The organism is Xylella taiwanensis (assembly GCF_013177435.1).
Classification (GTDB): Bacteria; Pseudomonadota; Gammaproteobacteria; order Xanthomonadales; family Xanthomonadaceae; genus Xylella; species Xylella taiwanensis.
On sequence record NZ_CP053627.1, the window covers coordinates 2,467,751 to 2,490,971 of the forward strand.

Here is a 23,221-nt window from a genome sequence, read left to right on the forward strand (position 1 = left end):
TCTGTTCTCGGTATTCGTTAAATCTTTAATGCAGATGGTGCTCACGAATGGAATCGAACCATCGACCTCCTCCTTACCAAGGAGGTGCTCTACCGACTGAGCTACGTGAGCACAGCTTTCGGATTATGCCACGCTTTAAATTCAATGGAGCGGGAGACGGGAATCGAACCCGCACCATCAGCTTGGAAGGCTGAGGTTCTACCTTTGAACTACTCCCGCACCTAGTTAGCCGGACACATGACGCAACGAAAACTGGTGGAGGGAGGTGGATTCGAACCACCGAAGGCGTTAAGCCAGCAGATTTACAGTCTGCCCCCGTTGGCCGCTTGGGTATCCCTCCTGATTTTCACCACCAATAAGCAACCAGGAAATTTGGTGCATTATAGAGCAATGCGGCGAAAAGCTGTTAATTATGACACAAAATAAAATCCCTGTCAACAAAACCCAACTTACACAACCAATTCAAAACTCTGCTTAACAACAACATCGTCATCAAAAAATATATGACAAAAATTATTTGAGCAGCCGTAGAATCATACGTTGAAGCGAAAATGAAAAATGTCTCCTTCTTGCACCTGATACTCCTTGCCTTCCAAACGCATACGCCCAGCATCACGTGCACCGGCTTCACCGTTATATTTGATGAAGTCCTCGAAAGCAATGGTTTCGGCACGGATAAACCCTTTTTCAAAATCCGTATGGATCACCGCAGCAGCCTGCGGCGCGGTAGCGCCAGCCTTCACGGTCCAAGCACGCACTTCCTTCACTCCCGCAGTAAAGTAAGTCTGCAGACCGAGCAACGCATAAGCAGCACGGACTATTCGATTTAGTCCCGGCTCCTCCAGACCAAGGTCAACCAAGAATGCCTCGCGATCTGCATCCTCCAGCTGAGCGAGTTCCTCTTCGATCACCACAGAAACTGGTACAACCTGAGCATCCTCGGACGCAGCACGCACACTTACAGTCTCAAGGTGCGTATTATCCTGAAACCCGTTTTCAAGCACATTGGCGATGTACATCACCGGTTTGAGCGTCAGTAGGAATAAATCGTGGACTAAAGCGCGTTCCTCCTGATTTAATCCAAGAGAGCGGGCAGATTTGCCGTTGTTGAACACAACCTGCAACCTCTCAAGCACCGATTTGCGCGCAATCGCTTCTTTATCGCCTCCCTTGACAGCACGCGTCATGCGGTTGAACGCCTTCTCGACAGTGTCCAAATCGGCCAGTATCAATTCCGTTTCGATGATCTCGATGTCAGCCAGAGGATCAACCTTACCGGCAACGTGGATAATCTCGCCATGCTCGAAGCAACGCACGACGTGAGCAATCGCATCAACCTCGCGAATATGCGCCAAAAACTTGTTGCCCAGCCCTTCACCACTGGCCGCGCCGGCAACCAGACCTGCAATATCAACGAATTCGATCACTGTCGGCACTAACTTCTGAGGCTTGACGATCTCGGCCAATTGATTGAGACGTGGATCCGGAACAGGCACGACACCCACATTGGGTTCAATTGTACAGAATGGGAAGTTAGCCGCAGCGATACCGGCTTTAGTCAATGCATTGAACAAAGTCGATTTACCAACGTTGGGCAACCCAACAATACCGCATTTAATACCCATATAGATTTCCGATGGTGAGGATTGGGGATTGGTCACGTTGTGACCAATCCCCAATCACACCACCGTGTGTAGCTTTTTCACAGCCTCATCAAAGTCAGCAGAAACCGCCAAAGGCAATACAGCACCGGCTCGTTCTAAAGCAGCATCGATAGCAATATCGTCATCACACGTTGGACAACCGAGCACCCAACTTACCACACGATCTTTATGACCAGGATGGCCAATACCTACACGAAGACGATGAAAGCGTCCGTGACCAAGCAGCTTGGTGATATCACGCAACCCATTCTGACCACCATGACCACCATCAAACTTCAAGCGCACGGTCCCCGGTGGAAAATCCAAATCATCGTGAGCAACCAACATCTGCTCCGGTTTAATCTTCCAAAAGTTTAAACCGGCACAGATCGACTTGCCGCTCAAATTCATAAAAGTGACTGGGCGTAGTAACCATACCCATTGCCCAGCGATCAACACACGGGCGACGTGACCAAACAACTTTGACTCCAGCGTCCAGCGCTGACCCTCACGCTGAACCAAACCATCGACAAAACGAAACCCGGCATTGTGCCGGGTTTTAGTGTACTCGTTACCCGGATTGCCAAGCCCAACGATCAAACGCAACCCTAACATGTGAAAGTTCTCATTGCATTCCTCTCACCATTTAGACGCAGAGAATGCAGGGTAATTACTTAGGCTCGCCCTCGCCTTCCGCCGCTGCCGACGTGTCATCCTCGCTCACCACATGCTTAGCGATAACTACTGCCACGTCGTGCTCCTTATCCAGCCGAGTCAGCAACTCAACACCAATCGGCAACTTAATGTCGGACAGGTGGATCACCTGACCGACACTCAACGTGGACAGATCAACCTCAATGAACTCTGGCAAATCTTTCGGCAAACACAATATCTGCACTTCATTCAATTCGTGGGTAATCACCACACCGCTCGCCTTGCCCGCAGGTGAAGTAGCTTGGTTGATGAAATGCAACGGCACCGCAACACTCAGCTTGGCATCCGCACTAACGCGTTGAAAATCAACGTGCATGACCAACTGACGATAAGGATGACGCTGTAAATCACGCAACAGTACCTTCTCCACGCTGCCATCAACATTCAGATCGAGAATTGATGAATAGAACCATTCGTTCTGTTGAGCAAGCCAGATATGTTCATGGTTAAGCTGGATACTGACTGGACGCTCCTCGCCACCGTAAACAATGGCTGGAATCAGGCCAGCATGACGCAGGCGGCGGCTCGCACCCTTCCCCTCGTCTTCGCGGCGCTGAGCTTTAATTTGATGGTTTGCCATAATTGTTTCACTACCTTAAAAGTTGAGAAACCGCCTCGCAGCGGCAGAACGCGACTCTCTCGCGACCAAAAGAGCCGTTTTGAAGACCACTCGATTGCCGTTCAATCAATCCACGTACAGTGAACTGACCGATTCACCAAAAGCAATACGCCGAATAGTCTCAGCCAGCAACTCAGCCACACTGAGTTGGCGAATCTTGCAGCACCCCCGAGCGGTATCAGACAACGGAATGGTATCCGTCACCACAAGCTCGTCAAGCTGAGAATTATTGATGTTATCCACAGCCGGACCGGATAGCACCGGATGCGTGATATAAGCTACAACCTTAGTGGCACCACTTTGCTTAAGTGCTATGGCGGCCGCACACAAAGTACCTGCGGTGTCCACCAAGTCGTCGACTAACACGCAGGTCTTGCCGTTTACTTCCCCAATAATATTCATCACCGTAGCAACGTTGGCGCGTGGGCGGCGCTTATCAATGATTGCTAGATCGGCATCGTCCAAACGCTTAGCCATCGCACGGGCTCGCACCACACCACCCACGTCCGGGGAGACAACGATCAGATTGTCGGTACCGTAAGCACGCCAAATGTCAGCTAGCAGCAGCGGCGAAGCATAAACGTTGTCTACCGGCACATCGAAAAAACCCTGGATTTGATCAGCATGCAAATCAATGGTCAGCACTCGATCAGCACCAATCGCACTGATCATTTTGGCCGCAACTTTTGCGGTAATGGGCACACGCAAAGAACGCAGGCGACGATCTTGACGCGAATAACCAAAGTAAGGAATCACAGCAGTGACACTAGTAGCACTAGCACGCTTGAGTGCATCAATGATGACCAACAGTTCCATCAAATTTTCGGCACTCGGTGCACAGGTGGGCTGCACCACAAATACTTCCTGGCGACGCACACTTTCCTCAATTTCGACCTGCTCCTCTCCATCGGAAAAACGCGACACCAACGATTTGCCCATGCGCACCCCTAACTCCTTACAAATACTTTGAGTCAGTGGTTTGTTGGCATTACCCGAAAAGACCAGCAAATTGCGTTCGTCTTGAATGGTAGGCATCTATCGGACATCAATGAAGAGAATGAAGACAGCAAGACTAAATTGGCAGGTTCTCATCTGGGCAAGCGCCTAGTTCGCAACACGAGAACACATCCACTTTCGTAGAAAAACCCAATGAAACTGGCAGGGGCGGTAGGATTCGAACCTACGAATGCCGGGATCAAAACCCGGTGCCTTAGACCTCTTGGCTACGCCCCTGCATCAACATTCCATTGTCTCCAGTACATCGAGCAGTGGGGAACGGGAAGCGCCGCCAGCTACCCAAGCACACAACCCGTATGGCAACCGCTCCAAAGCACATTCAGCTTCATCACGTGTGCTGAATTCGACGAAGCAACCGCTGCCAGAACCGGTCACCCTTGCCAAACCAACTTCGGACAGAACATCGAGAGCAGCCGCAACAGCCGGCTCACGCCGCCTTAAGACCGGCTCGAACGCGTTACCAAACAAAGTACCAGAAACGAAGTCTCCTATTGTCGCGGGCGACGCATCACGCGTCAAATGCGGATCAAGAAACAACTCCTGTGTCGGCATATACACACCCGGATCGAATAGTAGGTAGGCTGCTCCAGGCAACACCATAGGTGTTAAACACTCGCCCACACCCTCACCCCAAGCATTGCAACCATGTACAAACACCGGCACATCGGCCCCCAAACGTAACCCCAAGGCCGCCAAAGCCGCAACGTCGAGCCCGGTCTGCCACAGTGCATTCAACGCAAGAAGTACAGTCGCCGCATCAGACGACCCACCTCCAAAGCCGCCACATACTGGAATACGCTTCTCAACAAAGATATCCGCGCCAAAATGAACATTAGTCGCATTCCGTAGCAGATAAGCCGCACGCACCATCAGGTCGTCGGCCTCAACAACCCCAATCACTGACACACCAATGCGATGAATCCGGCCATCCTCACGCACCCGCAGGTGGATGGTATCGCCCCAGTCGAGCAGACGGAAAACGGTCTGCAATTCATGGTAACCATCAGCACGCCGCCCGGTTATTTGCAAGAATAAATTCAGCTTGGCAGGTGCCGGCCACGCCGACCAACCCACACCGTCATCAATGACAGGTCTCACGGGATCAAGTCATCCCATTGATCAACAATCAGACGCATCCTAGCCGAGCCGCTACTAGCCTCGATTCGCCGTGGTAACACCGGACGCCCCTCGGAAGACGGGAACCAATCTAGAAATTTCAACTGCCACCCTCCCTGATACACACGGTAAGGACGCCCCTCAGCGTCCAACTGCACATCCCCCCCCCCACTATCACGACCTCGCACCCAATCAGGCAACAACCCCATCGGGATTTGCCATCCAGTCGCCTCGAACAACATTTGCTCGGCAGCTTCACCAACACGGATCTCACCTCCCTCCCCCTCAAGACGTGCGGGACCGTTAACACTTCCATTCAGCACCAAACTCTGACGGCTCACTGGGACACTTAACACGATCCGGTAACTGCCACCATGTTGCTGCCACTCCACTTGGACACTACCACCATGACGGCCCTGACTGATCCCCGCACGTCCCCGGAAACGCCAGTTTGGATGATTCTGTAACCAAATTTGGCGAGCTTGCTCAGCCTGCTGCGCAGCGGTATCCACCATGACCGGCACCGCCAGACGTCGACCACCAGTGCTACTACACCCCGGCAATAGTAAAGAGACCACCAACAGAAGCACACGGATACTTCTCGTCACATCCTGCAAACACAGCTTCATAAACCAAACTTTTCCAGTACATGATGCAACGCCAGATTGTCCGGATCTAACTTGCGCGCCTCCTCAAAGTAGTACCGCGCCTCCTCACGCTGACCATCCACCCACAGCACCTCACCAACATGCACAGCAATCTCTGGTTCATTGGCCAACGACCAAGCACGCTTGAGTTCAGCCAGCGCTTCCTTAAGTCGTCCCAACCGATACATGACCCAACCATAACTATCGATGATCGCCGGATTATCAGGCTCAACCATGCGGGCGCGGTCGATCAATGCCAGCGCTTCCTTGTAGCGGGTCGTATGATTGGCCAAGGTATAACCAAGCGCATTCAACGCGACTACATTACCTGGGTCGGCAACCAGCAACTTACGCAAGTCAACCTCAGCCCGAACGATGTCATTACGACGCTCCCAAGCCAAGGCACGCATATAAAGAAGTTCACTATCATTGGGAAATTCATCCAGTCCACGCGCAAAAGCGTTCAACTCACCTTCAGAATCACTTAAACGCTGTTTTAACTCAGCTTCAAGAAGATAAGCATCACGACGCTGCTCATCCTCGATCGCAGCATCCGCTTGCAAACGATGAACCTCCTGGAACGCCTCATCATAGCGCTTGAGCTCAAATAGCACGCTGACCGCACGCAAGGCCGCCTCGCCACGCAGATCTCCATCCAGCACCCCGTGATACCAAGAAAGAGCATCGTTGTAGCGTGTCAGAAACTCAGCAATCTTACCCAATAAAAGACGCTTCTCTGGCTCAGAAGTCCTGCCCCTGTTGCTAAGCTCCTCATACAGCGCAAGCAACGCCTGCTTGTCCTGCTGACGAGCCAACAACGAAGCACGCAACCCATAGGTCTGAACATCCTGCGGCCCAGTGGCAAGCACACGTGCAGCAGCCTTACTCTCACCCATGCCGTCATAGGTCAACGCCAATGCTCCACGCAGATCCACGTCAGCCACCGCCGCCCGCTCAACACCCTTAAGCTTGGAGAGAGCCTGCTTATGCTTGCCTGCCTGCTGCAGCTGAGCAGCCTGCAACAACACCACACGTGGCTCCTTAGGAAAGCGCACCATCAGCTGATTGATGATCTGTTTCACCAATACCGGTTGTTCCAAACGCAACGCCAAACGACCGAACTCTTGCCAGATCTCAATCCTATTAGGGATATCACCACGGCGAACTAAGTCTTCCAGCAATCTCGCCGACAGCAGCGGATCACGACCACCATTGCTCAGTGCAATTAACGCATAACGCCAACCACGAGGATCAGCATCACGCAGCAACCCACTAAGACCATGCCGCGCCGCATTCGCCTGCTGGCGGCGCATAGCGAGTGATACTTCGACCGCACGCATTGACAGCGACTTAGGCGCGCGGACACGCCAGATCGCTACAGCGCGCTCCGCACCAGCATCATCGCCCGCCAACATCGCGATGCGAGCGGCACGCTCAACCAGACCAACACTATTAGGTTGACTACGGGCAGCCTGCAAATACCACCGCGCCGCATCGCTCAATTGTCCAGATTGCAATGCAAACTCGGCCACTAAAGCTGGCTCCAACCAAGGACTCCCCTGAGTCGCCGGATCGCCAAAAGTGGCGCGGGCAGCAACTCCTGGAAACGCCACAAAAAACAACAATGAAACAGTAAGGATGTGAATCGGCACGAGCATCGGGAACGACCGGACCGTAAAATGGAGGGCATGAATAACCAGCAGCTTATAGCAAGCAACTGAATGATGACGTTGTGGGTGCTCGGACTGAACCACCAAACTGCGCCAATGGAGCTACGCGAGCGTGCCTCTTTCGTTGGCGACGCCTTGCCTCGCGCACTCGATTCACTGCACAAACTCCCCAACGTGAACGAAGCCGCACTGCTATCCACCTGCAACCGTACTGAATTGTACGCCGAGACTAGAAACGCAGAAACGCTGGTGAACTGGCTCGAACAACAACGCCCAGGATTACAGAGCTATTTGTATCAACATCGCGACGCCGCCGCAGTAAGACACCTATTCAGAGTCGCCACCGGCCTAGATTCAATGGTATTGGGAGAATCGCAAATTCTCGGCCAAGTAAAATATGCCTGGTCCACGGCACGTACCCACGGCACACTCGGCAACCAACTTGACCGGCTGTTCCAACACACATTTTCAGTAGCCAAACACGCACGCACCAATACCCGGATTGGCGCCAATCCAGTCTCAGTGGCCTCGACCGCCGTGCGGCTAGCACAAGACGCCTTCTCCCCGCTGAACGAATCGACCGTGTTGCTGATCGGCACCGGCGAGACCATCCAACTGGCAGCCAAACACCTGAGCGAAGGCCGCGTACAGCGCCTGTTGATTGCTAACCGCACCCACGCCAAGGCTCAGATGCTGGCCAGCCAGCACGGTGGCTACGCACTACCGCTGACCGAACTGAACCGCCACCTGGCTGAAGCCGACATCGTATTCTCAGCCACCGCTGCTCCTGTCCCAGTAGTCACCCGATCCCACGTCGAAAGCGCACTACACACACGAAAACGAAAACCCATGCTGCTGTTTGACCTGGCAGTACCACGCGATATCGAGACCGAGGTAGGAACACTCACCGATGCCTATCTGTACACCATCGACGACCTGCAACGCGCCGTGGAAGAAAACCGGCGCAGCCGGCGCGAAGCGGCTGAAACCGCCGAGGCGATCATTGAATTACAAGTGAAACGCTACATGGATGCATTACAAGCCCATGCACACCAAGCCCCGCTACGGCGCCTCCGCACATTCGGCGCAGCGACCCGGGACGAACTGCTGACACGGGCACGGCAACAACTGGCAAACGGACGTCCCGCGGAAGAAGTGCTGGAACAACTTGCCCACAGCCTGACCAACCGTCTGTTGCACCCGCCTACTGCCGCACTGCGCGAAGCCGCACTCGCCAACGACATTGAGCTGGTCCGTGCGGCGGAATACCTCTTTCCAGAGAAGCCAAGCTACCAGCACCCCACTCTCCAGACCACCATTGTGAAAACCGATGAAACCGACCCTGCGTCGTAAGCTGGAAGCACTCGCTGAGCGCCACGAAGAACTCGAACGCTTGCTATCCGATCCTAAGATCGTCTCTGACACCGACAGATTCCGTGCATACTCCCGCGAATTCGCCCACCTCGGACCGATTGCTGCCGCACTGGCCGAAGAAACCCGTACCAAAGCAGATCTGGCCGCGGCTGAGACGCTACGCACCGAACCGGACATGCGCGAACTCGCTGAGGAGGAAGTCACCGTAGCGCAAGCACTCCTGTCCGCCCTAGACAAACGACTCCAACTGCTCCTTATCCCTCAAGACCCACGAGACGAATGCAACCTGTTTCTGGAGGTACGCGCCGGTACTGGTGGCGACGAGGCCGCAATCTTTGCTGGCAACCTGTTCCGGATGTACGCCCGCTACGCCGAACGGCAGCGCTGGAAAGTCGAAGTGGAATCAGACACTCCTGGCGAACATGGCGGCTACAAAGAGATCGTAGCGCGCATCGTCGGCCGCGGCGCCTATTCTCGACTTAAATTCGAATCCGGTACGCACCGCGTGCAACGCGTGCCCGCCACCGAATCCCAAGGCCGCATCCATACTTCAGCAGCCACCGTGGCGATTATTCCAGAAGCCGACGAGATCGAAGACATCTCGATCAATCCCTCTGACCTGAAGATCGACACATTCCGCTCCTCCGGTGCCGGCGGCCAACACGTCAACAAGACCGAATCGGCCATCCGCATCACACACATCCCAACAGGCGTCGTCGTCGAGTCCCAAACCGAACGCAGCCAACACGCCAACCGCGACAAAGCAATGAAACGGCTCAAAGCACAACTGATCGAAAGCGAACGCAGCAAGCAGACCGCAGCCCAAGCAATGACACGCAAACTTCAGGTCGGCAGCGGCGATCGCAGTCAGCGCATCCGTACCTACAATTTCCCTCAAGGCCGGATCACTGACCACCGCGTCGAAAGCCTGACACTTTACGACCTTCCCAACATCATCGAAGGTGACCTGGATGCCCTGATCGACCGGCTACTGCAAGAACACCAAGCCGAAGAACTCGCACAACTGAGTAACGCCCCATAGCCTCACCCGCCTGGAACCTCATTCCTCCCGTAGACATCGGCAAAGACACTGCAATCCCGCCCATCGACGAGCACCCGAGCACGCCACCCATACTGGATTCCTGCTGCTCTCCAAGCACCGTCGCCACACCTCCACACAGGCACTTTCAACGGTGACATCGCATCCCTGCCAACCGCCGCTTCGAACCACAATAAATCGAAAACAACATCCTGCTGTGCATTAACGCAGCACTCCAGAACAGATCACAGAGACACCGTTAACCAGCATCCTGCCTTCGGTGAATTCGTACAGCGCCCAACCACCACTTCATCAGGACAGCCTCTCCCAATCTGGAAACACCTGTGATAGCGATGACCTAGCTAGCCTCGATCTGAAGATTAAGCAAGCACATCAGCTGAAGCACCCCTGTCGATAGAGCACACATTCACGTGACGCAATACGATGCCACCCACTCATCTCCGGTCGCAGCCCCCAGCACCACAGCAACCGCCACTTCCAGCGAATGTCACCACGATATCGGCAACACGCACACCAGACAGGGACCGCCTGCGCACCTTAAACAGCGTTGCCTAACAGCACCACCATGCACTGACTGAACCGAAGCATGCCGCTCAAGCCAGCAAGACAAACAAACCAGCCAAATCACGATTGACCATGCGACATTCAACATCAAGCATTGACCGTTGACGCGTCATCAACAGCCGAACAAGACAGAAACCGGCGTTGTACTAATGAGCCAACCTACTGAACCCACAGTTGCATAAGCAAATGGCTCTGCATCTGCATACCACGCCATGCACTGATTCGATGAAGTGCTTTTGCTGGAAGCGAATTAACGGCACTGCCGGGTGTTCTCACTCATCTGTTAACCAATACCGGCTCAGCTGTGCCGCAATCAGTGCGCATCGAATCTGGCACACCCCTCGATGTTTCCAGCGCAACAGCCGCAATGATGCACTCGCCATATACACGGCGGCTATCACGATGGACGCCCGCTAGGTGCTGTGACATGCCCAGCACATTGAGGTAACACGTGTGCATCGCAACGCCAAAGACATCACGCACACTTTCCAAACCAGCGTCCGTCTTGATAAGCGTCTGCTCAGCACAACCGACCTGCTGCTGTTGCAGACACGCCTGACCTTAAGCAACCGACGACCACTTCTGACAGACGACATGACTCGCAGAGACTTGCCAACCATCACGCCTTGCGTTGTTGACGTTGGCGATCAACACCCTGCTGCAAGCACTGCATTCACAAGCCAGCAACGCTGCAACCGACACTTTTCAGGCGTACAACCGTCACACCTGCCCACGCCACTCCACACCTACACTTGAGAATCGATCAGTACCTCGCTCATTCCAAGTCCCGCAGCAGCAGCACTTTTATCTTTTCGGAAGACGCATGGCTCGCCTTCAATTAAACATTGTCTTGCATCCTTACATCTAATGGTCATCTGTGGTTGTTCCCGCATGGAATGAAGCCGCTCCCCAATTGACGGGAGTGTGACCCACCCACCGACAATCAAAGGCAACTGACGCATGAGAATTAAGAAATTAAATAGTCATCTCATATCGAAAGATGACCCAAGATCCTTTAATCAACATTCTCTTGCTGTGTCTCCAGACTGCATCGCCTGCATGGACGTGCCACTATTGATGGCGACCAATGACTGCATCGCACCATCACCGCCGCTGTGAAGCTGCGCTGCTGTTGAAGCGACAGTTCTTGAACACATTGGCAATACCCACGTGACAGCGCTCCACATTCCACTTCATTTCACGCGGTCCTTGACTGAGTCAGGTAGTGAGCACTCTCCAAACACTGGCACAGCCACTAGAACACCAGCCCACCGATGCACTGACACTGCTAATTAACGGAAAAACCTGCGATGCATTCCTGTCCGCTACGGGTGAACAACACGCGCCTATCGACTGAGTCACACTCGCACAATGCACTGAAATAAGATCCACGCACCGCCCCTTGACTCCTGACAGCCATACACACGCAGCCTAATTTCAAGCATCAAGTGCACCCCCCAGTCACACTATCGCAAGCGTCCCGGCTAGGGCATCCCCGCACATTTCCCACCCCAGCGTCCTACCCACACGTCCTTTGAGCAAGCCGGCCATGTCATTACATATCGTCCTGATGTGCCAGTCACACGCCCCGTAGAACAGCACTGACGCCACAAGCCACCAGTGCGATGGTTGCGACCGCATCGCCATAACACTTGCAGGCCGCAACACCAGATATCCGGGTTGAGCAAGCACCTTCTTTTGATTCGTCCTCATCTTATAAAGGGACGACACCCATGCCCATCTGAAGCCATTACGTCCTCCATCTACATCGGGAGACACGTTCCTTCTCCATCGCATCCAGCATTGCACCGGATGCAAAACTGTGCAGCACCAGGAACGTCACAAACACATCAAGAACCAAAATAAATACCGTGAACCTTGCCTGAGATCATTCAGCAGTGACGCCATCCCCACGCGACATTGACGCTGGGCTGCATGTCGCCACATCCAACACACCCACCATCACAACAAGTCGCCGCGTTCATTCACGTACATTGTCGGCAAGTCAACATGCACTCGCGGTGTAGCGCGACGCTATCGATGATCTGCCGCGACTCACGTCACATCATCCTTATCTGGAGACACCGCTCTACCGCCATAACCGCCACGTGCGATGGATCCTCGTATTGCGTGCAAAGTCCAGATCAATCGTCGCCGGACTGATCTCCTCACAGTACGCGAACGCGATAACCGCCGCTGTGTCCAAACGGAAACGGCGAAAATTGTTGGAAAAGTACAGCACCCCACCAGGTGTCAACCGCGCAACAGCTGCCCGTAGCAAACGTACATGATCGCGTTGCACGTCAAAATCGTCAGCACGCGCCGAATTGGAGAACGTCGGCGGATCACAGAAGATGACATCGTATTGGCCACGCTCAGCCTCCAGCCAAACCAACGCATCAGCCTGCACCAAACGGTGACGCCCCCCGCCTTGCCCATTCAACGCAAAATTGTCAGTACACCAATGTAAATACGTGGATGACAAATCAACACTCGTCGTCGCCACAGCACCAGCCACTGCTGCTTCAACACTCGCCACACCGGTGTAACAGAATACGTTGAGAAAGCGCTTACCCACCGCTTCGCGCGCCATGCGCGCGCGCAATGGGCGATGATCAAGAAACACTCCCGTGTCGAGGTAATCAAACAGATTCACGCGCAACAAAGCACCGTGCTCGCATACGTGAAAAAATTCACCACGCTGCGCAAAGCAACCATACTGACTACCACCCTTACCACGCTGCCGGGTTTTTAAAGCCACCTGGGCCGTAGGCACGTCAAACACAGTGCGCACCGCAGTAAGCAACTCGTTGCGGCGACGACGTACATCCACCTCGGGAATCGACGCCGGCGCGGCATACTCCTGCACATGGAGGAATAACCGCCGCGCACCATCCGCCTCCTGGTAAACATCAATCGCTGCCGCGTATTCAGGCAAGTCAGCATCGTAAACGCGGTAGCAGTCCACACCCGCCCGCGTACGCCACTTCTGCAACCGCTGCACATTCTTGCGCAGGCGGTTGGCGACCATCTGCGCGCCCTCGCTCAGCGGCCGCGCTGCAACATCCTCACGTGGCGGCGGCGCCACCGGATCGCAGCGAATCAGCACACATTCCAAGGCACCGTTGAAGAACTGATACGTCTTGCCAGCCCGCAACCCGGTAGCAAACGCCAGCGTGGTATTGCCACACAGCAACGCTGCGCGCCACGTCGGCACCGTACGCCGCAACGCTTCGCCCAGATGCCGGTAAAGCACCGGATCGGCCACCAAACGCACATCATACGGAGGATTACACACCACCACGCCGCGGGGCTGGGACACTGCCGGCAATGCATCGATACTGGAAACGGCAAGTGCAATCGCGTCCTGAACACCCGCCGCGCGCGCGTTGGCAGACGCAGCGGCAATAGCCTGAGGATCAACATCGCTGCCACGCAAGACCGGACGCAACACCGCCAAGCCCAGCTTGGCACGCTGCTGCGCATCCGCGACCAGCGCCGTCCACGCCGCAACGTCAAAACCACGCCAACGGCTCGGCATAAGCACCGGGCGCTCCGCCACCGGGACATTGGACATCACTCCAGGATCTGCATAACGGGACAAACCAGGCGCCACATCAGCCACCATCAACGCCCCTTCAATCAAAAGCGTGCCACTGCCGCACATCGGATCAAGCAGGCCCCCACCTTCGGCATAGACCCTAGTCCAGCCGGCACGCAGCAGCACTGCCGCCGCCAGAGGCTCCTTCAGGGACGCCGCATGCGGTGCCTGACGCCAGCCACGTTGATGTAACGCCCCCCCCCCAAGATCTACCGACAGCGTCGCGCGCCCCTTACGGAGCGACAAGTTCAGAAGCACATCCGGCTGCTGGACATCCACCGATGGCCGGACTACACCGGCAGCGCGTAACGTATCGACGACCGCATCCTTGACGCGCTGCGCCGCATAACGGGCATGGGTGATCACATCTCCAGAAACGTGCGCATCTACCGCCAACGTCTGGCCCGGCACAAGATGCTCGACCCACGGCAATGCCGCTGCACCGGCATACAAAGCGTCTTCATCCGGACACGCGAAGGTCGCCAACGGCCACAATACACGGCTCGCCAAACGCGACCACAGCACCGCAAGCTGCGCATCGCACAACTCGCCTTCGACGTTGACACCAGCCACCGTAGCGGTGGCTCCAGTCACACCGAGCGCCAGCACTTCGTCGACCAACAGGTATTCCAGACCTTTAGCACAGGAAACGAAAAATCTCACGTCATCAATCCGGACCGGAAACCAACACCCCACGCGTGCCGCGATGGGAAAAAACAGCAGCAGAAGCCGCCACACGGAGCGCCATGTTCAGCCATCACGCCACGCTTTACCAGCACCTCTGTCAGGACAACTTCAAACCCAGCATCAACACAGCAAGATCTAAACAAAAACAATCTATGGATGCAGCAAGCCCCGATACGTCGATCCGGCTACAAGTCAATATGTATTCACAACACGCCTCCCCAAGGATGGGACGCGTCTACACTGACACCCTGCATTCCGTCGCAATACAGCCCCTGACACACGTCACACACATTAAAATCAACGCCATTCAAGATGGCACCGCTTCATCTATAGCAACCTTGAGCAGGGCCAAGCCAAGTGCATCACGTTGGGTAACAGATCGCACCCCCTCTGCGACCCAACGCCTCTCAACAACTTCAGTCCACACATACTGGACAGTCACACACGTTCACCCGCAAACACAAGACACGTGCCCGACAGCGACCAACAATGCACTGCACAACCATCAGAGTGCCTTAGATGCACATCCCAAAACGGTCGTCACGCTGCACACCACCCAACACGACATCACCCACTGCGCCCGGCGAACACAACCATTGCAACGCTATGCAGCTCCATCGCTGTACCACGGGTGGATCTAAGCCCCCACTTTCAGAAAGTACAAGGATCCCAATCGCGCAACCACGTCAATACCCCGTCGGCGCGCAACACAGCACCACGTGCGCACCTGCCATAGCAACGGCGCCACACATTGAAAACAGAAAACCAATATCACCATCACGTTAAAAATATAGAAATAGACGCGCCACAGTTGCACACCGTCTGTCCCTGGTAGCTCCCTTTAAAGCGTCGCAAGCAACGCCGCAAACGCCTGCGCCGCCGCATCAACGTGATGCGCCAAACGATGCGTATCGTCTACCAACAACAGCCGGGCTGCACGCGCCTGTGCCCAAGCGATCACCTCCACAGCAGGAATCAGTTCATCACGCCAAGCATGCACCATCGAGATCGGCACTGACGCAGCGTCCAGCACCGGCATTTGATCGATACGTGTCGGTGGCACCATCAAAAACAGGCCGCGAACGGGCACCTGCAACGACACCCGCGCAGCCAGATAGGCGCCAAGACTGGATCCCGCCAACACCAGTGGGCCGCGCTCAACAGCGCGACGCGCCAGCGCAAGCAAACGTTCCAGACGCGCCGGCACGTCACCCAGCGGCCCCACCTCCCGCCGCGTGTCCAAGTCGGTGTAGTCAGGGCGCACGTGGCTCCAGCCCAAACGCTCAGCGACCTCCGCGAGTGCAGTGACTTTGTTCGCATCCGGACTGCTCTCAAAACCATGCGAAAGAATGCAATGCCCGCGACTCACCGTTCCTCCACCACATCGGCAACATATATCACACCACCTCAAACACACACAGGCTATCGAGACCAAACACCTTGTGTACCGATCGAACCAAGCGATCTCCACCACACGTCAGCCCGCATCGCGGGGACACCCTCTTCGCGTTCACCGATGTATCGATCATCACCTTAACCATCACTCATTTCATGTTGAGTGTGTCATCCAAAGCACTCAGCACAATCACCAGACAAGCGACAGTGACCATACTCTGAGCCACGACGCCGACCACATCGCACCTCGATCGGTCACACCCCAGATACAACCACTGTCTCTCCACACGATTCATAGGGGTCAGCACCAAACACGCACGACACACTGTGGAGAGGCGATACATCTCCCGGATGGTAGCATCCGCCAATGTCTGCAGCCGCCCCACCGATTCAGCCGCATCCTCTGCCCTATGTCACCGCGCTGCAAATACGCCCTCTGGAGACGATCACCATGACAGTAATCCATTGCACCGAACTACCTGACTTGGCAACCGCCCGCGCCTATGGCGAGCGCGTGCTGTATCCGAGCGGCACCGGTGACAGCGGCCACTATTATGTCGATCGCAACGGACACATCGAGCAGTACGTGCCACTAGAACGGATCGCACATCATGTCTGCAGCCAGAATGCACACACCCTAGGGATCGAATTGGTCAACCGCGGCCGCTACCCACACTGGCTGGACACACACCATCAAACCATGGACGAACCCTATCCATCAGCCCAGATCCAGGCCCTGATCGCACTCCTCACGTGGCTGACACATACATTACCGGCACTCAGGACAATCGCCGGCCACGAAACACTAGACACCGAGCACGTCCCGGCCAGCGACGACCCCACGCGACTGGTTGCACGCAAGCGTGACCCTGGGCCGCTTTTCCCGTGGCCGCAAGTCAAAGCGGCACTGCCACAACTGCGGCACCTGACACGGTGAACACACGACCGCATACCTAACCGCAGCACCCCCAACGGTCACATCGGATACCCATTCAGCACCGCAACTCCACACCCACTCGCCAGGGTGCGCCCCCACCTGAAACCCGCACCCATGAATCAGCGATCCGCAGCAGGCAACCCAGCTGGATGTTTGTTATGCCGCCACTCGACCTCAGCAAAGACACTGACACTACCGATTGTCACCAGTGCCACAACAACAATAAACCGCCCATCCTCGACCAGGATCGGATGTCCAGACAGCGCATTTCCCATCATTCACGGCTCAGCAGACAAGACCACATCGCCATCCCGTTGCGGAACCCACGATCCGCTTCCCCATCGTCTGCAACACGACCTCGAACACCTGCAATCCCAGACCTACGTCCCAGCGACAAAAACCTGAAGCTGACGAAATGCTGGTGCAGGCGCGCTTGCCACCAAGATCGGCGAGATCATCAAGGGGCGCCGCTGGACTCAGCAAGAAGCAGCCGACGTGCTTGGCATGACACAACCAAAGTTGTCGAACATGCGGCGCGGACAGTTCCGAGATATCAGTGAGGCAAAGATGCTGCAATGTCTCGCACGGCTCGGTCGTCAGGTTCAGATGGTCGCTAGCCCCGTACACCGTACAAACAACGCGAGGTACGCCGAGGTCGTATTCGTGGCCTCACCTGTGTTGACTTCGTAGACGTTGCCACACTCACCTCAAACCAGCTTGAATCCTGGTTTGCCCCACCCATGCGTTGCGTAGTTCAAGCAGGTGTCATTTCAGCTCGGTCGGCCATGCGTCGGGCGTCTTCAGGATTGAACATTCCTTACTCGTCTTCAACATGGAGAGATTCATTAGCATAGGTGAAGCACCCCATGCCTTAGGTAGTGTCGACCACGGCACTGCGGCGCTGCCCATTGTCGGGAAAACGTGCTGCCGCTTACACGGCAGGCCACGATCGACACTACGACCTTGCAACACTCAAGCCTGAGGCATTTCGTCACGCCGCTAACAGCCATCGGCACACGGTCGCCTAGGCGTGCGTGTCCAGCCACGACCAGCAAGACAATTTGGAACGGCAAAAGCAAGTGCTGGATGTGTATTGCTCATAGCGCACCGGCCATCGCAATCGTCGGCAAACCCAATGTTGAAAATATCGAGACTGGCAAAGGCGAAGGATGCCGCGCCCGATATGGTCAAGGTCAAGTTGCAAGCCAAGCACTTGGCGTTCAAAAAATCCTATACACCCGATAAGAAACACATCAACCAAATCGAAGTCAGCATTGCGCGTGATACATCGATTGATAAAGACGTGCTCGCGTTCCTCGCCAAGCGTCGTGAAGAAACGACCCGTTCGCGATAACAGCGCTTGCAAAACACATCATTTCCACCGAAGCGCGTGGCGATCCAGGTGCCAGAACGCAAATGACTGACAGCAAGAAATTGAAAACCGCTATCAGTTCATCAGGTAAAAACAATACGAAGGCGATCCCGGATGCAGTGAAGCAACGTTTCATTCAGATCGACAACACATTTCACTTCCCTGACAAGACGCGCGCATTCGAGGATTGCGGACGCCAGCCGACCACGCACAGCGAGAACCAGGAAGCCGTACGAGCATGAGTTGCGATTGCGCATCCGCGCGCATGGAACAGAATTAAGGTGCGCGGCAGCGAAGAATTCCTGCGTAAGGCACATGTGGCAATCCTGCTGGAACGTTAGGGTGGTACCCGCGAGAATTCCATCGAGAAGCGTGACCCAGGCGAGCATGAAACCGACAACACACACCCGGAGCAGCGACAAGGGGGCGCTACAACCTCGGTCAGCTCGAAGCGTACCTTGACGGCGCCCGACACGGACCAAGAAGCAGGTCTAACGGCCATCGTTCTGGTGGCGGCGTGACAGCGTTCTGGCCGGCAAGCTGCTCGAACACGGCAAAACCAACGATCAGCACGATCCGAAAAAAGGAGAACATCTAGTCTTGAAGGTCGAGACGCAGCACGGCGAACGCATCGTGTGGGGTATCGATCTCGGCCGCGCAGTCGCCGCAAGCGGTATCGCCATCGGTAAACGGGCTGCCGTTGAGAAAGTCGGCAACACACCTGTTACCACCAATGAACGGGGGTGCGACAACAATGGCAAATAAGTCAACGAATGCCGTGTCGATACGTACCGCAACCACTCGCAAGTCGGCTCACTGGAAAAGGCTGCAGCATTCGCGCATGAAGAGCGTGCCGAAGCACTCAAGAAATACCATGACTTGGCGTCAGCTTATGGCGTAGTGGCCGCTGCGCAGCAGTTCGCAGAGCAACAACTCCAAAACAAGGAAGCTCAAGCACGGTGCGTCGCCAGCACGCGTCGGGGGGTCTCCGAAAAGATCACTCACGGCGAGTCAGTGCCGGCACCAAAGGTGCGTGAGGTCAAGGTTCAAGCACACTCCAAAGATTCAGGGCAAGGATCAGGAACGTAGCAAACCGCCGAAGCCGCGCGAAGCAAATCCAGAAGTAGCACGCTGACTCACCGCACACTCACCGTGCTGTTGGTCGGCGTGGTTATCACCCTACCCTACCGCCAGGCACTGGCTGGCACCCAAGTCAAGCAACAACTTTCGACCAGCATCCAAGCAGGGCCGTCAGCTTCCTTGAGCGACAACGCCACACCCAAAGCGATCTTTCCTTGCGTAGCAGGGAAAATAGCTTGGCTGACCGACAAGGCAGCACTGCTCCACAAGCGCCTGGCTGATGTGCAGGACCATATCGCGTTCCGCAACACCGTGTACTACGAAGCCACACGCACGGGCTTCGATTCCGAGCTTGTGTTTAGTGTCATCTAAACCGAAAGCGCGTTCCGCAAGTACGCCGTTTCGATGGCCCGTGCAAGTGGGCACATGCAAGTCATCTCGTTTGGGATAAAGGACATTTGGGTGAAGGACATAGGTCGGCCAACTGACAATCTGTTCCATGTGCGGACACATCTGCGGTACGGCTGCATGGATCCTCCGCTACTCCCTGGGCATGGAACGCGAGAACCTGTTTCTCGAGCTGGGCCGCTACAACGGCAGTCGTGGCCAAGCCAACTGTCCGAATCTGGTGCTCGCCTCCTGGGGACATCTCAGAACAGCGCGATCTACGGATGGATAGAGTTCTTCATTATTTATGGGGTCAACTCAGAAAACGGAAAAAATCGTACACTGATCCAGTTGGATCTTGCTCACCCCACTTGCGTGGATATATCGCGGGACACTCCCGTGTTTGGTCAACACGATGTTGGAAGGTGGTCGGTCGCGCCTGTTGATGCCTGTGGTGTCACAGACCTTGAGAGCCTGCTTGAAGCACACGTTCGGTGCAGCACTGCTCCGATTTTGCATGCGCAACATGCACATCAAACGCACCGATAACTAACCCTATTCAAACCAATCATCAAGAAGGATCTCATGAAACTTTCAGCCGTGATTCTCGAAAACTTTCGAGGGTACTCCCAAAGCACCCGAATCGAAATTGATGATCTAACCGCGTTTATCGGCAAGAACGATGCGGGTAAGTCAACGATCCTCGAAGCGCTTGACATCTTCTTCAACGACGGAAAACCGGAACGCAGCGATGCATGTGTGCACGGCACAGGGACAACGATCCGCATTAGCTGCGCGTTTGACAGCCTGCCTAGCGAAATAGTCCTTGACACAGCCGCTCGGACTTCCTTCGCCGCCGAGCATCTGTTAAACGAAAAAGGCGAGTTAGAAATCGTCAAGGAATGGGACGCTTCGGCCAAAGTACCAAAGGAGTCGGTTTTTGCGGCGGCACAACACCCTAGCAACGCCAACGCGGCCGATCTGCTCATATTGAAAAACAGCGAACTCAAGGCTCGCGTAAAAAAACTGGGTATTGACGAATCCACCGTCACCCTGGCTATCAATGGGAGCATGCGGCAAGCGATTCGTGACGCATGCCAGCCCCTCACGCTTGAGCGGAAGCTAGTACCACTCGACAAGGAAGACGCCAAAAAAGTGTGGGACCAACTCAAACTCCAGCTTCCAATGTACGCGCTCTTCCGGTCGGATCGGCCAAGCCAGGACGGAGACGAAGAGGTTCAGAGCCCGCTCAAATGTGCGATCACTCAGGCGCTGAAGGAAATGGCGGACGACCTGAGAAAGATCGAAGATTCGGTACGGTCACGGGCTGAGGACGTGGCAAAACGAACGTTGGAAAAGCTAAATGAGATGGACAGCCGCTTGGCAAGCGAGCTGAAGCCATTTTTTAAGACTGACCCCAAATGGGACGTTTTCAAATTCGGCTTGGTGGGTGACAACAACATCCCCATCAACAAACGAGGAAGTGGCGTCCGCCGTCTTATCCTGTTGAACTTCTTCCGGGCTGAAGCAGAACGGCGTCGCACCGAGAAGGGAGCATTGAGCGTCATCTATGCCATTGAGGAACCGGAAACCTCGCAACACCCTGACAATCAGCGCCTCTTGGTCCAGGCGCTCAAGGAACTTGCGGCTGATGAGAATACGCAAGTGTTAGTCACATCACACACTCCAGGCTTGGCCGGCCTGCTGTCAATCGACAGTCTGCGGTATGTCCGCAAGCAAGCCGATGGCACAGCAAACGTTTCTCGTTGTAGCGATACCGACTTGGCCGTAATAGCAAATGAGCTTGGCGTTCTGCCAGACCGACGCGTTCAAGCCTTGGTTTGCGTAGAAGGGACCAATGACATCGAATTCCTGGAGCGCATCAGCTCCATGCTCAAACCTGATTTCGCTGATGTCGTTGATTTCACGAGCGACAGCCGCGTGGCACTGGTGCCGCTCGGCGGTGGGTCATTAAAGCAATGGGTTGCTCAACATTACCTGCGGAATCTGAACCTTCCTGAAGTTCACATCTATGACAGAGATGACCTCACCCCGCCGCAGTACCAAAAGGAATGCGAGGCTGTCAACGCTCGCGGTGATGGCTCATGGGCTGTCATGACGTCAAAGCGCGAACTTGAAAATTATCTGCATCCGGATGCGATTTCGGAGGGCATGGATGGCATTGTGGTTACGTTCACTGATACCTGTGATGTCCCCTTGATCGTCGCGCAGGCGGTGCATACCAGTTCCAGGTGTGGAAAACCTTGGGCAGAGATCATCAGTGATCCCAAGACACTTGCAACCAAGGTCAGACACGCTAAAAAACAGCTCAATAGCAATGCAGCCACGAAAATGACAGCGAACAGACTCGCAGAGATTGATGTTTGCGGCGATGTTACGGGCTGGCTGAAGAAAATTCATGCCATGTTGCGGTAGTGACCACATAGAAGAAAAAAGTGCCATCTATACGATCAAAATGCAGGATGGCTTCATGAGATAGGTTTTGCTTTTGCTGCTCTTTGCCTCTGTCAGAAGCCGATAGACACTGACCACGCCAAGATAGGGTTCCGGCTTACAACCCCCTATGGGATGTAATGATGACTGACGACAACCAGCCGCCGATGTTCGGCCCCTCTTTCGTGATCGACACGGCCAGCCATGAGCCACATTCCGGCAAGTGTGTACTGATGCACCAGATGATGGCCGCAATGATCATCGGCAACTGCACCGCGACCATTCCGCTGAAATTCGATTTCGGTGGCACTCACCCAAGGCATAGCGTGCTTATCGGGCCGACAGGCAATGCAGAAACGCATTGACCTAGCGTGAGATAAACCTTGTTGATTGGCTATACACTGGTCTCAACACAGGATCAGAACCTTGAACTGCAATGCACAGCATTGGCCAAAGCCAGATCCCAAAATGTCTTTGAAGACAAAATGAGCGGCACACGGGCAGACCGCCCATGCTTGGCCCAGACGCTTGAAATGCTAGGCGAGGGCGACACACTGGCTGTCTGGAATCTCGACTGGCTGGGCCAGTCGGTCAAGCAACTTCAATATAGTCAGCAAATTGCACCCGCAGGGCATCCAGTTCAGAAGCCTCACCGACTCCATTGACACCGGTACGCCATCCGGACGGTTTCCAGATCATGGCTAACCTGGCCGAGATGGAGCGCGAGCTAATCATCGAACACACCCATGCTAGGTTGTAAGTTGCCAAGCAGCTTGGCCGCAAGCCGAACAGGTCGCCGCCATGAGCGCGAACGTAGGCGAGGGTGAGAAAAGTACAGCGGTTCAATACTGTGGTTCCAGCTTACTGGCCCAACCAGCTTGTTG

At 55.0% G+C, this 23,221-nt stretch carries 26 protein-coding genes and 4 tRNA genes; 12 read left to right on the plus strand and 18 right to left on the minus strand.

The window, feature by feature from the left end; genetic code table 11:
• Nucleotides 1-35: 35 nt before the first annotated feature.
• The 11 genes from PLS229_RS10390 to PLS229_RS10440 form a co-directional block, all read right to left on the minus strand.
• Nucleotides 36-111 (minus strand) — tRNA-Thr (locus PLS229_RS10390).
• 34 nt (nucleotides 112-145) lie between these two features.
• A tRNA-Gly gene (locus PLS229_RS10395) sits at nucleotides 146-219 on the minus strand.
• Between the two features lie 34 nt (nucleotides 220-253).
• Nucleotides 254-340: transfer RNA gene (locus PLS229_RS10400), tRNA-Tyr, on the minus strand.
• Nucleotides 341-533: 193 nt separating this feature from the next.
• Nucleotides 534-1,625, minus strand: a complete 1,092-nt coding sequence (gene ychF, locus PLS229_RS10405; RefSeq protein WP_038271278.1) for a redox-regulated ATPase YchF — start codon at nucleotides 1,623-1,625, stop codon at nucleotides 534-536.
• A 54-nt stretch (nucleotides 1,626-1,679) separates the two neighbouring features.
• On the minus strand, nucleotides 1,680-2,258 hold the full coding sequence (gene pth / locus PLS229_RS10410; protein WP_038271277.1) for an aminoacyl-tRNA hydrolase: 579 nt from the start codon (nucleotides 2,256-2,258) through the stop codon (nucleotides 1,680-1,682).
• Nucleotides 2,259-2,313: 55 nt separating this feature from the next.
• The gene (locus PLS229_RS10415; protein WP_038271276.1) at nucleotides 2,314-2,937 is read right to left on the minus strand and encodes a 50S ribosomal protein L25/general stress protein Ctc; all 624 of its coding nucleotides are present in this window, start codon (nucleotides 2,935-2,937) and stop codon (nucleotides 2,314-2,316) included.
• A 105-nt stretch (nucleotides 2,938-3,042) separates the two neighbouring features.
• A complete protein-coding gene (locus PLS229_RS10420; RefSeq protein ID WP_038271290.1) occupies nucleotides 3,043-4,002 on the minus strand; it encodes a ribose-phosphate diphosphokinase in 960 nt (319 codons plus the stop codon).
• A gap of 130 nt (nucleotides 4,003-4,132) precedes the next feature.
• Nucleotides 4,133-4,209 (minus strand) — tRNA-Gln (locus PLS229_RS10425).
• A gap of 3 nt (nucleotides 4,210-4,212) precedes the next feature.
• Nucleotides 4,213-5,091, minus strand: a complete 879-nt coding sequence (ispE, locus tag PLS229_RS10430) for a 4-(cytidine 5'-diphospho)-2-C-methyl-D-erythritol kinase (RefSeq protein WP_114867187.1) — start codon at nucleotides 5,089-5,091, stop codon at nucleotides 4,213-4,215.
• Complete coding sequence (gene lolB, locus PLS229_RS10435) at nucleotides 5,088-5,738, minus strand: lipoprotein insertase outer membrane protein LolB (RefSeq protein WP_160199309.1); 651 nt, start codon at nucleotides 5,736-5,738, stop codon at nucleotides 5,088-5,090. The genes ispE and lolB overlap by 4 nt, the downstream gene beginning before the upstream one ends.
• Nucleotides 5,735-7,414, minus strand: a complete 1,680-nt coding sequence (locus PLS229_RS10440; protein ID WP_038271275.1) for a tetratricopeptide repeat protein — start codon at nucleotides 7,412-7,414, stop codon at nucleotides 5,735-5,737. The genes lolB and PLS229_RS10440 overlap by 4 nt, the downstream gene beginning before the upstream one ends.
• Before the next feature lie 66 nt (nucleotides 7,415-7,480).
• Between PLS229_RS10440 and hemA the strand changes: the two genes are divergently transcribed.
• Both hemA and prfA read left to right on the plus strand, forming a co-directional pair.
• Nucleotides 7,481-8,779, plus strand: a complete 1,299-nt coding sequence (gene hemA, locus PLS229_RS10445) for a glutamyl-tRNA reductase (protein ID WP_038271288.1) — start codon at nucleotides 7,481-7,483, stop codon at nucleotides 8,777-8,779.
• Nucleotides 8,757-9,842: a peptide chain release factor 1 gene (gene prfA / locus PLS229_RS10450; RefSeq protein ID WP_038271274.1), complete on the plus strand. Its 1,086-nt coding sequence runs from the start codon at nucleotides 8,757-8,759 to the stop codon at nucleotides 9,840-9,842. Before hemA ends, prfA begins: the two co-directional genes overlap by 23 nt.
• Nucleotides 9,843-10,700: 858 nt before the next feature.
• Here the strand turns inward: prfA and PLS229_RS10455 are convergent.
• Nucleotides 10,701-10,907 (minus strand): hypothetical protein, encoded by a 207-nt coding sequence (locus tag PLS229_RS10455; protein ID WP_152536621.1) that lies wholly within the window; start codon nucleotides 10,905-10,907, stop codon nucleotides 10,701-10,703.
• A gap of 742 nt (nucleotides 10,908-11,649) precedes the next feature.
• Between PLS229_RS10455 and PLS229_RS12500 the strand changes: the two genes are divergently transcribed.
• Nucleotides 11,650-11,781 carry a hypothetical protein gene (locus tag PLS229_RS12500; protein WP_267903160.1) on the plus strand — a complete coding sequence of 44 codons (132 nt, stop codon included), beginning with the start codon at nucleotides 11,650-11,652 and terminating at the stop codon, nucleotides 11,779-11,781.
• A gap of 732 nt (nucleotides 11,782-12,513) precedes the next feature.
• On the opposite strand, the gene rlmKL is transcribed toward PLS229_RS12500, so the two are convergent.
• From rlmKL to PLS229_RS10465, 3 genes are all read right to left on the minus strand, one after another.
• Nucleotides 12,514-14,688, minus strand: a complete 2,175-nt coding sequence (rlmKL, locus tag PLS229_RS10460) for a bifunctional 23S rRNA (guanine(2069)-N(7))-methyltransferase RlmK/23S rRNA (guanine(2445)-N(2))-methyltransferase RlmL (RefSeq protein ID WP_114867227.1) — start codon at nucleotides 14,686-14,688, stop codon at nucleotides 12,514-12,516.
• Nucleotides 14,689-15,019: 331 nt separating this feature from the next.
• Complete coding sequence (locus tag PLS229_RS12505; RefSeq protein WP_267903162.1) at nucleotides 15,020-15,154, minus strand: hypothetical protein; 135 nt, start codon at nucleotides 15,152-15,154, stop codon at nucleotides 15,020-15,022.
• A gap of 399 nt (nucleotides 15,155-15,553) precedes the next feature.
• Complete coding sequence (locus PLS229_RS10465; RefSeq protein WP_038271270.1) at nucleotides 15,554-16,081, minus strand: alpha/beta hydrolase; 528 nt, start codon at nucleotides 16,079-16,081, stop codon at nucleotides 15,554-15,556.
• Nucleotides 16,082-16,474: 393 nt separating this feature from the next.
• On the opposite strand from PLS229_RS10465, the gene PLS229_RS10470 reads away from it, so the two are divergent.
• Complete coding sequence (locus PLS229_RS10470; RefSeq protein ID WP_038271269.1) at nucleotides 16,475-17,044, plus strand: N-acetylmuramoyl-L-alanine amidase; 570 nt, start codon at nucleotides 16,475-16,477, stop codon at nucleotides 17,042-17,044.
• 119 nt (nucleotides 17,045-17,163) lie between these two features.
• Here the strand turns inward: PLS229_RS10470 and PLS229_RS10475 are convergent, their stop codons facing one another.
• Nucleotides 17,164-17,322 carry a hypothetical protein gene (locus PLS229_RS10475; RefSeq protein WP_160165177.1) on the minus strand — a complete coding sequence of 53 codons (159 nt, stop codon included), beginning with the start codon at nucleotides 17,320-17,322 and terminating at the stop codon, nucleotides 17,164-17,166.
• A gap of 178 nt (nucleotides 17,323-17,500) precedes the next feature.
• Here PLS229_RS10475 and PLS229_RS12815 point away from each other — a divergent pair, with 178 nt between their 5' ends.
• The 3 genes from PLS229_RS12815 to PLS229_RS10490 all read left to right on the plus strand — a co-directional run bounded on the left by PLS229_RS12815 (nucleotide 17,501) and on the right by PLS229_RS10490 (nucleotide 18,658).
• On the plus strand, nucleotides 17,501-17,734 hold the full coding sequence (locus tag PLS229_RS12815; protein ID WP_425511090.1) for a helix-turn-helix domain-containing protein: 234 nt from the start codon (nucleotides 17,501-17,503) through the stop codon (nucleotides 17,732-17,734).
• Between the two features lie 445 nt (nucleotides 17,735-18,179).
• Nucleotides 18,180-18,398, plus strand: coding sequence for a hypothetical protein (locus tag PLS229_RS10485; RefSeq protein ID WP_162814107.1), 219 nt, complete (start codon nucleotides 18,180-18,182; stop codon nucleotides 18,396-18,398).
• A 62-nt stretch (nucleotides 18,399-18,460) separates the two neighbouring features.
• Nucleotides 18,461-18,658 (plus strand): hypothetical protein, encoded by a 198-nt coding sequence (locus PLS229_RS10490; protein WP_038271268.1) that lies wholly within the window; start codon nucleotides 18,461-18,463, stop codon nucleotides 18,656-18,658.
• Nucleotides 18,659-19,010: 352 nt separating this feature from the next.
• Here PLS229_RS10490 and PLS229_RS10495 read toward each other — a convergent pair whose 3' ends face one another.
• The gene (locus PLS229_RS10495) at nucleotides 19,011-19,223 is read right to left on the minus strand and encodes a hypothetical protein (protein WP_152536618.1); all 213 of its coding nucleotides are present in this window, start codon (nucleotides 19,221-19,223) and stop codon (nucleotides 19,011-19,013) included.
• A 72-nt stretch (nucleotides 19,224-19,295) separates the two neighbouring features.
• Between PLS229_RS10495 and PLS229_RS10500 the strand changes: the two genes are divergently transcribed.
• The 5 genes from PLS229_RS10500 to PLS229_RS12820 all read left to right on the plus strand — a co-directional run bounded on the left by PLS229_RS10500 (nucleotide 19,296) and on the right by PLS229_RS12820 (nucleotide 23,002).
• A complete protein-coding gene (locus PLS229_RS10500; RefSeq protein WP_038271266.1) occupies nucleotides 19,296-19,505 on the plus strand; it encodes a hypothetical protein in 210 nt (69 codons plus the stop codon).
• 63 nt (nucleotides 19,506-19,568) lie between these two features.
• Nucleotides 19,569-19,868 carry a hypothetical protein gene (locus tag PLS229_RS11995; protein ID WP_051482316.1) on the plus strand — a complete coding sequence of 100 codons (300 nt, stop codon included), beginning with the start codon at nucleotides 19,569-19,571 and terminating at the stop codon, nucleotides 19,866-19,868.
• 600 nt (nucleotides 19,869-20,468) lie between these two features.
• Nucleotides 20,469-22,319, plus strand: a complete 1,851-nt coding sequence (locus PLS229_RS10510; RefSeq protein ID WP_038271265.1) for an ATP-binding protein — start codon at nucleotides 20,469-20,471, stop codon at nucleotides 22,317-22,319.
• A gap of 158 nt (nucleotides 22,320-22,477) precedes the next feature.
• A complete protein-coding gene (locus PLS229_RS10515; protein ID WP_038271264.1) occupies nucleotides 22,478-22,702 on the plus strand; it encodes a hypothetical protein in 225 nt (74 codons plus the stop codon).
• An 81-nt stretch (nucleotides 22,703-22,783) separates the two neighbouring features.
• Complete coding sequence (locus PLS229_RS12820) at nucleotides 22,784-23,002, plus strand: recombinase family protein (protein WP_425511091.1); 219 nt, start codon at nucleotides 22,784-22,786, stop codon at nucleotides 23,000-23,002.
• On the opposite strand, the gene PLS229_RS12825 is transcribed toward PLS229_RS12820, so the two are convergent.
• Nucleotides 22,929-23,183: a hypothetical protein gene (locus PLS229_RS12825; protein WP_038271263.1), complete on the minus strand. Its 255-nt coding sequence runs from the start codon at nucleotides 23,181-23,183 to the stop codon at nucleotides 22,929-22,931. The genes PLS229_RS12820 and PLS229_RS12825 overlap by 74 nt on opposite strands.
• Nucleotides 23,184-23,221: the final 38 nt, after the last annotated feature.

What these genes read in the sequence shown, in the direction of transcription:
- ychF (WP_038271278.1), bottom strand. Translation starts at nt 1,625, where the DNA reads ATGGGTATTAAATGCGGTATTGTTGGGTTGCCCAACGTTGGTAAATCG.
- pth (WP_038271277.1), bottom strand. Translation starts at nt 2,258, where the DNA reads ATGTTAGGGTTGCGTTTGATCGTTGGGCTTGGCAATCCGGGTAACGAG.
- PLS229_RS10415 (WP_038271276.1), bottom strand. Translation starts at nt 2,937, where the DNA reads ATGGCAAACCATCAAATTAAAGCTCAGCGCCGCGAAGACGAGGGGAAG.
- lolB (WP_160199309.1), bottom strand. Translation starts at nt 5,738, where the DNA reads ATGAAGCTGTGTTTGCAGGATGTGACGAGAAGTATCCGTGTGCTTCTG.
- PLS229_RS10440 (WP_038271275.1), bottom strand. Translation starts at nt 7,414, where the DNA reads ATGCTCGTGCCGATTCACATCCTTACTGTTTCATTGTTGTTTTTTGTG.
- hemA (WP_038271288.1), top strand. Translation starts at nt 7,481, where the DNA reads ATGACGTTGTGGGTGCTCGGACTGAACCACCAAACTGCGCCAATGGAG.
- prfA (WP_038271274.1), top strand. Translation starts at nt 8,757, where the DNA reads ATGAAACCGACCCTGCGTCGTAAGCTGGAAGCACTCGCTGAGCGCCAC.
- PLS229_RS10470 (WP_038271269.1), top strand. Translation starts at nt 16,475, where the DNA reads ATGTCTGCAGCCGCCCCACCGATTCAGCCGCATCCTCTGCCCTATGTC.
- PLS229_RS10475 (WP_160165177.1), bottom strand. Translation starts at nt 17,322, where the DNA reads ATGATGGGAAATGCGCTGTCTGGACATCCGATCCTGGTCGAGGATGGG.
- PLS229_RS10485 (WP_162814107.1), top strand. Translation starts at nt 18,180, where the DNA reads ATGTTGAAAATATCGAGACTGGCAAAGGCGAAGGATGCCGCGCCCGAT.
- PLS229_RS10490 (WP_038271268.1), top strand. Translation starts at nt 18,461, where the DNA reads ATGACTGACAGCAAGAAATTGAAAACCGCTATCAGTTCATCAGGTAAA.
- PLS229_RS10510 (WP_038271265.1), top strand. Translation starts at nt 20,469, where the DNA reads ATGAAACTTTCAGCCGTGATTCTCGAAAACTTTCGAGGGTACTCCCAA.
- PLS229_RS10515 (WP_038271264.1), top strand. Translation starts at nt 22,478, where the DNA reads ATGATGACTGACGACAACCAGCCGCCGATGTTCGGCCCCTCTTTCGTG.